This is a genomic window from Microbacterium sp. bgisy189, from assembly GCF_965345345.1.
Lineage (GTDB): Bacteria > Actinomycetota > Actinomycetes > Actinomycetales > Microbacteriaceae > Microbacterium.
Window position 1 is genome coordinate 26,687 of the sequence record NZ_CBDRMZ010000016.1, and the last position, 7,079, is coordinate 33,765.

Genomic DNA, 7,079 nt, shown 5'->3' on the forward strand with positions numbered 1-7,079 from the left:
GCTCGGTGAGCGGGAAGTGTCAGCCCGCCAGCCGCTGACGCAGGTCGCTGAGGCGGGAGGAGATGGTGGCGTCGATGATCTCGTCGCCGAGTTCGACACGGATGCCGCCGACGACGGTCGGGTCGATGACGACGTTCAGCGTCACGTCGCCGCCGGTTCGCTGCGCGAGCAGCGCCTGCAGGCGGCCGCGCTGCTGGTCGCCGAGCGCGATGGCCGAGTAGACGGTCGCGACCCTACGGCCGCGCTGGTCTGCAACCAGTCGCATCGCCCAGCTCAGCAGCGCGCGGACGCGTCGGTCGCGCGGCTGCTGCACGAGCGACGACACGACGAGCGTCGTCGCGTCGCTGGCACGGCCGTTCAGCAGCTTCTCGATGAGCGCACCCTTCGCGGACGCGTCGCCGAGGCGGCTGCCGAGTGCGAGTTCGAGCTCGGGGTTCGCCGCGACGGTGCGGGCGACGCCGAACAGCTCGCCCTCGACGTCGACGTCTGCCGACGCCGTGGCCGCTGCGCGGATCGCGAGTTCTTCGATGCCGGTGACCAGGTCGGCGGGCGAGGACCAGCGCTGGCCGGCCGCGACGTCGAGCACGGACACGGTCGCGGGCTTGAAGGCGCCGAAGACGGCTCCCACGACCTTGCGACGGGCTGCGGGGTCGGCTGCAGCGTCAGCGATGGCCCCGGACAGCGGCGACGAGTCGCCGAGTGCCCGGGCCGCCGCGAACAGCTCGCGGGCCACGTCAAGGTCGACGCCGGACGCGGCGCGCAGCGCCGTCGTGGTCGCCGCCAGTGCCTGAGTGGTCGCGCTGCCCATTACTTCGCCTTCTCGGAAGCCTCGAGGTCCGCCAGGAAGCGGTCCACGACGGCCTGTGCCTTCGCGTCTTCCGACAGCGTCTCGCCGATGACGCCGCCCGCGAGGTCGAGGGCGAGGGTGCCCACCTCGCTGCGCAGCGACACGAGCGCCGTCTGACGCTCGGCCTCGATCTGCGTGTGCGCCGTCGCGGTCAGACGCGCGGCCTCTGCGGACGCGGTCTCCTTCGCCTCGGCGACGATCTTCTTGCCGTCCTCGCGAGCGGCATCGCGGATCTCGCCGGCCTCCTTGCGGGCCGAGGCCAGCTGCGCGCTGTACTCCTCGAGCGCCGCTTCGGCCTTGCGCTGAGCCTCGTCGGCCTTGGCGATGTTGCCCTCGATGGCAGCGGCTCGTTCGTCGAGCAGCGCCTTCATCTTCGGGAGCGCGACGCGCCAGAAGACGAAGAGGATGACGACGAAGCAGACCGCCGACCAGATGATGTCGTACCAGGCGGGGATGAGCGGGTTGTGGGCCTCGCCCTCCTCCGCCGCGTACGCGACAAGAGCGTTGAGCATCCTGTCTCCTTCGGAACTGGTGGCGGGTGCTTACTGGAAGATGAAGTAGGTCGCGATGCCGATGAAGGCGAGCGCCTCGGTGAAGGCGATACCGATCCACATCAGGACCTGCAGGCGGCCGGCCAGCTCAGGCTGACGAGCGACACCCTCGATCGTCTTGCCGACGACGATGCCCACACCGATGGCGGGGCCGATTGCGGCGAGGCCGTAGCCCATCGTCGCGACGTTGCCCTCGAGGGCGGCGAGAACCGTAGTTGCGTCCACGGGGTTTTTCCTTTCGGTTGTGGGCGGCAGTTGCCGTCCCGATCAGTGCTCTTCTGCGACCGCGAGCTGGATGTAGACCGCGGTGAGGATAGCGAAGACGTACGCCTGGAGGAAGGCCACCAGGAGTTCGAACAGCGTGTAGGCGAATCCGGCGGCGAGCGTGCCCGCACCGAGTGCCGACCACCAGCCGCCCATCTCGACGATGAAGAAGTGCGTGGCGGCGAAGAACAGCACCAGCATGAGGTGCCCGACGATCATGTTCATCAGCAGTCGGAGGGTCAGCGTGACCGGACGGATGATGAAGGTCGAGATGATCTCGAGCGGCGTGACGATGAGGTAGAGCACCGGCGGCACACCCGACGGGAAGAGCGCGTTCTTGAAGAAATTCTTCGGGCTCTTCTTGATGCCTGCGTAGATGAAGGTGACGTAGCTCACGATCGCGAGCAGCAGCGGCACGGCGATGATGCTCGTGCCTGCGATGTTCATGAACGGGATGACACCCGTGAGGTTCATGAACAGCACCATGAAGAAGATCGTGGTGAGGATCGGCAGGAACCGCTGGCCGTCCTTCTTGCCGAGCAGGTCTTCGGCGATGTTCTTGCGAACGAAGTCGAGACCCATCTCGACGAGACTCTGGAATCGACCCGGCACGACCGTCATGCGACGCGTGCCGAGCCAGAAGATCAAGACGATCGCGAGCGTCGCGACGATCTGGATCAGATGGATGCGGTTGATGACCAGATCACCGATCTGGAAGACCGCTTCGGGGAAGAACTCATCGATCGACGGGCCGTGGAAGACCGGGCCTTCTTCGGCAGAGGTGGCGATCAGGGTCGCAGCTTGAGTAAACAGCGCTGGCTCCAGCTTCGGGGCATCGGCGTGAACCGAGGCGACGATGGTCGGTGAGCGTGACTCCGCGCACGCTCAAGGAGCGGCGGCGGGCTCTGAGGACAGCCTATCAAACCTCAGCGGTCATCCCCGCCGGTCGGAGGGGGTGCCTGCCCGCCGTCTGCGGCCTCGGCATCCGCAGTCGTCGGAAGGGTGACGTCGCTGACGTGGGGAATGCGCATCTTGAGCATGACGACGACGTCGATCGCGAGCGAGACGAGCACGCTGGCGACGAGCGCGACGAAGAAGATCGTGCCGTTGAGCCACGGCTGATCCCGCAGCACGAGCAGCACGATGATGAACGCCGCGAACTTCACGACCCACGCCCCCATCACGAGGCCGAAGAAGATCGGCACGTAGAGCGCGTCGCCGTACCAGCGGTTGGCGACGAGGATGCTGATGCCGGTGAGTGAGAGGAACAGCGCGCCCAACAGCACGGCGACCAGCGCGCTCCACAGTCCCTCCGCACCGCCCACGGCGAAGCCGATCCCGCCGCCGGCCACGATCAGGACGACCGTCGCGATCGCCGACCACGCGAGCGTGGTGCGAAGCACGGGGGTGCTCGAGACGGTGGGGCGGGTCATGTGGGAATCCTCTCGTGGGCCACGTCGACCTCGAGGGGCGCGCGGGAAGCGGTTCGGGCGGGCAGAAGGGTGACGGCCAGGCAGGCGGCGGCCCCGAGCACGAGGAAGACGATGCCGGGCCAGTAGCCGCCCGGCAGGTCCTGCGTCGTGCCGATGTACATGAGCAGCACGGCCAGGCTCACGACGGCGGTCCAGGCGTAGAAGATGAGCACCGCATCGCGGTCGCTGTGCCCCATGTCGAGCATGCGGTGATGCAGGTGCTTTCGGTCGGCACTGAACGGCGACTTGCCCTGCGCCATCCGGCGGATCACGGCCATGCCGAAATCGAGCAGCGGCAGCAGCACGACCACGACCGGCAGCAGGATCGGGATGAACGCACCGAGCAACTGGGAGCGCCCGAACAGATCGTTGTTGCCGAGGAGATTCTGCGGCAGGTTTGCGGTCATCGCGATCGCCGCACAGGCCATCAGCAGCCCGATCATCAGCGCGCCGGCATCCCCCATGAACATGCGGGCCGGGTTCCAGTTCAGTGGAAGGAAGCCCAGGCACACCGCGACGAGCACGACGGCGATGAAGGATGCGAGGTTCGCATAGCTCGTGCTCGTCACATCGAAATCGCGCACGAGGAGGTACGTGTACGCGAAGAAGACGAGGTTCGCGATCAGGGCCACGCCGGCGACGAGTCCGTCGAGTCCGTCGATGAAGTTGATCGCGTTCATCACGACGACGATCGCGAGCACCGACAGGAGGAAGCTCTGCCAGCTGGAGACGACGATCAGCCCACCGAGCGGCAGGGCGAAGATCTGGAATCCGCCGGGGCCGACGACGATTCCGGCGACCAGGAACTGGGCCCCGAGCTTGATCATCCAGTCGAGGTCCCACAGGTCGTCGGCGAGTCCGACGAGCACGATGATCAACGTCGCACCGAGGAGCGCCCAGATCGGGACGGGCTCCTCCCAGAACGTCGCGAAGTACGGCACCTGGGTCGACAGCGCGAACGCCGCGACCACACCGAGGAACATCGCGACGCCGCCCAGACGGGGCGTCGGGCGCGCATGCACGTCGCGCGCACGGATCGCCGGATAGATGCGGTAGCGCAGGCCGATGCGCCACACCACCCACGACAGCGCCAGGGTGATGACCGCCGTCAAGATGACGACGAAGACGTAGTGCTTCACGCAGATCCGCCGGCGTCGACGGGCTCGTCGGCCGCTTCGGGCTCACCGTCGGATTGCTCGTCAGGCTCCAGCAGATCGCCGAGCACGTCCTGCAGTTCGTCACGGCTCACCGCGCCGTCGCGCAGCACCCGCACACCCCGCTCCCCCGTCACGAGCCCCGTCGCATCGATGATCGTGGACGCGATGCCGTGATCGGACGGTCCGCCGTCGACGTAGACAGCGACGCTGTCGCCGAGCATGTCCATCGCGTCGTCGATCGCGACGGCCGCGGGCCGGCCGGTGAGGTTCGCCGATGAGACCGCGAGCGGTCCGCACTCCTCGAGGAGTTCGAGCGCGATGTGGTGATCGGGCATGCGCACCGCGACGGTGCCGCCGGTGTCACCGAGATCCCATGACAGCGATGGCTGCGCAGGCAGGACGATCGTCAGTCCGCCCGGCCAGAAGCGCTCGACGAGACGTTCGACGGGCTCGGGGACCTCAGCGACCAGCGCCCGCATCGTGGTCAGCCCCGCCACCAGCACCGGCGGCGGCGACTGACGCCCGCGCCCCTTGGCTGCAAGGAGCTTTGCGACCGCGGGAGCGCTGAAGGCATCGGCGGCGACGCCGTACACCGTGTCGGTCGGCATGACGATGAGCTGCCCGCGGCCGATCGCGTGGCGCGCCTGACGCATCCCGGGCAGCAACTGCGCCGGATCGCGGCTGTCGAAGAGGTCGGACATGTCGACTCCAGTCTACGGCGGGCCCACCGCGGCCTGCGCTGAGGGCCTGCGCCGCGTCAGGGGCGGATCGCGGTGGTCGCGCGATCGCGCATCGTGAGATCGGGATGCGTCGCGGCTGCGCGCCACCCTTCGGCGGTCAGCAACTCGCGGATCGGTGCGCCCTGCCATTCCCCGTGCTCGATGACGAGCGTGCCGCCGGGATGCAGCAGCCTCCGCCCGACGGCGGAGAGGACGCGGACGACATCGAGACCGTCGGCACCGCCGTACAAGGCCGACGGCGGATCCCACAGACGCACCTCGGGATCGCGCGGGATCGCATCGTCTGGCACGTACGGCGGGTTGGAGACCACGACGGAGACGATGCCGTCGAGCTCGGGGAAGGCGTGCTCGAGGTCGATGAAGGCGAGCCGGGCATTGTCGGCACCGACGCGCTCGAAGTTCTGCGCGGCCCACACGAACGCGTCGACCGCGTTCTCCGCCGCGTGCACCTGCGCATGCGGCACCTCGGTCGCAAGCGAGAGCGCGATCGCCCCGGACCCGGTACCGAGGTCGACCGCGATCGGCGTCGCCGTCGCTGCCGCGCGAAGCGCGTCGATACCGAGCTGCGCGACCATCTCGGTCTCCGGTCGGGGCACGAAGACGCCGGGACCCACCGCCAACTCCAGATGACGGAACGGTGCGGTGCCCGTCAGATGCTGGAGCGGCTCACGCGCCTCGCGTCGCGCGACGAGCTCTTCGAGGCGCTGCTCGTGCGCCGCGTCGACCGTGTCGCCGCGCAACGCCGCAGCCGACAGCGCGCCTCGACCGACGCCCAGCACATGCGCAGCGAGCAGTTCGGCGTCGACGTCAGGCGTCGGAACGCCTGCAGCAGCCAGTCGTTCGGCGATCAGGCGCAGCAGCTCGGACAGGCGGGCGGGGGTTCGGGAGTCGTCAGGAGGGTTCATGGCCGCAGACCAGAATAGTCGTGACAGAACGTCACAAACGATGCGGGAATGCACCGCGCACCTAGGCTTGTTGACCACCACAGGACCCCACCCGAAAGGCCATGACATGCCCGCACCGGTCACCCACGGCATCCACGCCGACATCACGAGCGCCTACGGCAACACGCCGCTGGTGCGTCTGAACCGTGTCAGCGAGGGCCTGCCCGGCACCGTGCTCGCCAAGCTCGAGTTCTACAACCCCGCATCGTCGGTCAAGGACCGCCTGGGCATCGCGATCGTCGACGCCGCCGAGGCATCGGGGGCCCTGCAGCCCGGCGGCACGATCGTCGAGGGCACCAGCGGCAACACCGGCATCGCCCTGGCGATGGTGGGCGCCGCGCGCGGCTACCGCGTCATCCTCAGCATGCCCTCGTCGATGTCGATCGAGCGTCGCCTGCTGCTCAAGGCCTACGGTGCCGAACTCGTCCTCACCGACCCCGCCCTCGGCATGAAGGGCGCGGTCGCCAAGGCCGAGGAGATCGCCGCCGAGACCCCCGGCGCCGTGCTCGCCCAGCAGTTCGCGAACCAGGCGAACGTCGAGATCCACCGCACCACCACCGCCGAGGAGATCATCCGCGACACCGACGGCAACGTGGGCTACTTCGTCGCCGGCATCGGCACCGGCGGCACCATCACCGGTGTCGGCCAGGTGCTGAAGGACCGCATCCCCGAGGCCAAGGTCGTCGCCGTCGAGCCGGCCGACTCGCCGCTGCTGACCAAGGGCACCCCCGGACCGCACAAGATCCAGGGCATCGGCCCGAACTTCATCCCGCCGATCCTCGACCAGGGCGTCATCGACGAGGTGCAGGACGTCGCATTCGACGACGCGATCGCCACCGCGCGCGAGGTCGCCACGAAGGAAGGCATCCTCGTCGGCATCTCCTCGGGTGCCGCCGTCTGGGCCGCCCTCCAGGTCGCTGCGCGCCCCGAGGCCGAAGGCAAGAACATCGTCGTTGTCATCCCGTCGTTCGGCGAGCGCTACCTCTCGACCGCGCTGTACGAGCACCTGCGCGAGGACTGAGCTGTTGGGGGGGGGGGGGGGGGGGGGGGGGGGGGGGGGGGGGGGGGGGAGGGGGGGGGGGGGGAGGGGGGGGAGGGGGGGGG

The 7,079-nt window shown here is 68.7% G+C and carries 10 protein-coding genes; 2 read left to right on the top strand and 8 right to left on the bottom strand.

The features are described 5' to 3' along the window. Nucleotides 1-19: 19 nt before the first annotated feature. The 4 genes from ACSF8R_RS14435 to atpB are packed head-to-tail and all read right to left on the bottom strand — an operon-like array spanning nucleotide 20 to nucleotide 2,406. Nucleotides 20-808, bottom strand: a complete 789-nt coding sequence (locus ACSF8R_RS14435; protein WP_434812434.1) for a F0F1 ATP synthase subunit delta — start codon at nucleotides 806-808, stop codon at nucleotides 20-22. Next, a complete protein-coding gene (locus tag ACSF8R_RS14440; RefSeq protein ID WP_434812435.1) occupies nucleotides 808-1,359 on the bottom strand; it encodes a F0F1 ATP synthase subunit B in 552 nt (183 codons plus the stop codon). Before ACSF8R_RS14440 ends, ACSF8R_RS14435 begins: the two co-directional genes overlap by 1 nt. 30 nt (nucleotides 1,360-1,389) lie before the next feature. After that, complete coding sequence (gene atpE / locus ACSF8R_RS14445; protein ID WP_144807427.1) at nucleotides 1,390-1,623, bottom strand: ATP synthase F0 subunit C; 234 nt, start codon at nucleotides 1,621-1,623, stop codon at nucleotides 1,390-1,392. 42 nt (nucleotides 1,624-1,665) lie between these two features. After that, entirely contained in the window at nucleotides 1,666-2,406 is a 741-nt protein-coding gene (gene atpB / locus ACSF8R_RS14450; RefSeq protein WP_434812444.1) for a F0F1 ATP synthase subunit A, read from the bottom strand. On the opposite strand from atpB, the gene ACSF8R_RS14455 reads away from it, so the two are divergent. After that, nucleotides 2,344-2,529: a hypothetical protein gene (locus tag ACSF8R_RS14455; protein ID WP_434812436.1), complete on the top strand. Its 186-nt coding sequence runs from the start codon at nucleotides 2,344-2,346 to the stop codon at nucleotides 2,527-2,529. The two genes, atpB and ACSF8R_RS14455, sit on opposite strands and share 63 nt — an antisense overlap. A gap of 59 nt (nucleotides 2,530-2,588) precedes the next feature. Here ACSF8R_RS14455 and ACSF8R_RS14460 read toward each other — a convergent pair whose 3' ends face one another. From ACSF8R_RS14460 to prmC, 4 genes are read right to left on the bottom strand one after another with little or no spacing between them, the layout of a single operon-like run. Continuing rightward, nucleotides 2,589-3,095, bottom strand: a complete 507-nt coding sequence (locus ACSF8R_RS14460; RefSeq protein ID WP_434812437.1) for a hypothetical protein — start codon at nucleotides 3,093-3,095, stop codon at nucleotides 2,589-2,591. Beyond that, a complete protein-coding gene (locus tag ACSF8R_RS14465) occupies nucleotides 3,092-4,273 on the bottom strand; it encodes an MraY family glycosyltransferase (RefSeq protein ID WP_434812438.1) in 1,182 nt (393 codons plus the stop codon). Before ACSF8R_RS14465 ends, ACSF8R_RS14460 begins: the two co-directional genes overlap by 4 nt. Then, complete coding sequence (locus ACSF8R_RS14470) at nucleotides 4,270-4,992, bottom strand: L-threonylcarbamoyladenylate synthase (protein ID WP_434812439.1); 723 nt, start codon at nucleotides 4,990-4,992, stop codon at nucleotides 4,270-4,272. The genes ACSF8R_RS14465 and ACSF8R_RS14470 overlap by 4 nt, the downstream gene beginning before the upstream one ends. A 56-nt stretch (nucleotides 4,993-5,048) precedes the next feature. Further along, complete coding sequence (gene prmC / locus ACSF8R_RS14475; protein ID WP_434812440.1) at nucleotides 5,049-5,936, bottom strand: peptide chain release factor N(5)-glutamine methyltransferase; 888 nt, start codon at nucleotides 5,934-5,936, stop codon at nucleotides 5,049-5,051. A 106-nt stretch (nucleotides 5,937-6,042) separates the two neighbouring features. Here prmC and cysK point away from each other — a divergent pair, with 106 nt between their 5' ends. After that, on the top strand, nucleotides 6,043-6,996 hold the full coding sequence (gene cysK / locus ACSF8R_RS14480; RefSeq protein ID WP_434812441.1) for a cysteine synthase A: 954 nt from the start codon (nucleotides 6,043-6,045) through the stop codon (nucleotides 6,994-6,996). Nucleotides 6,997-7,079: the final 83 nt, after the last annotated feature.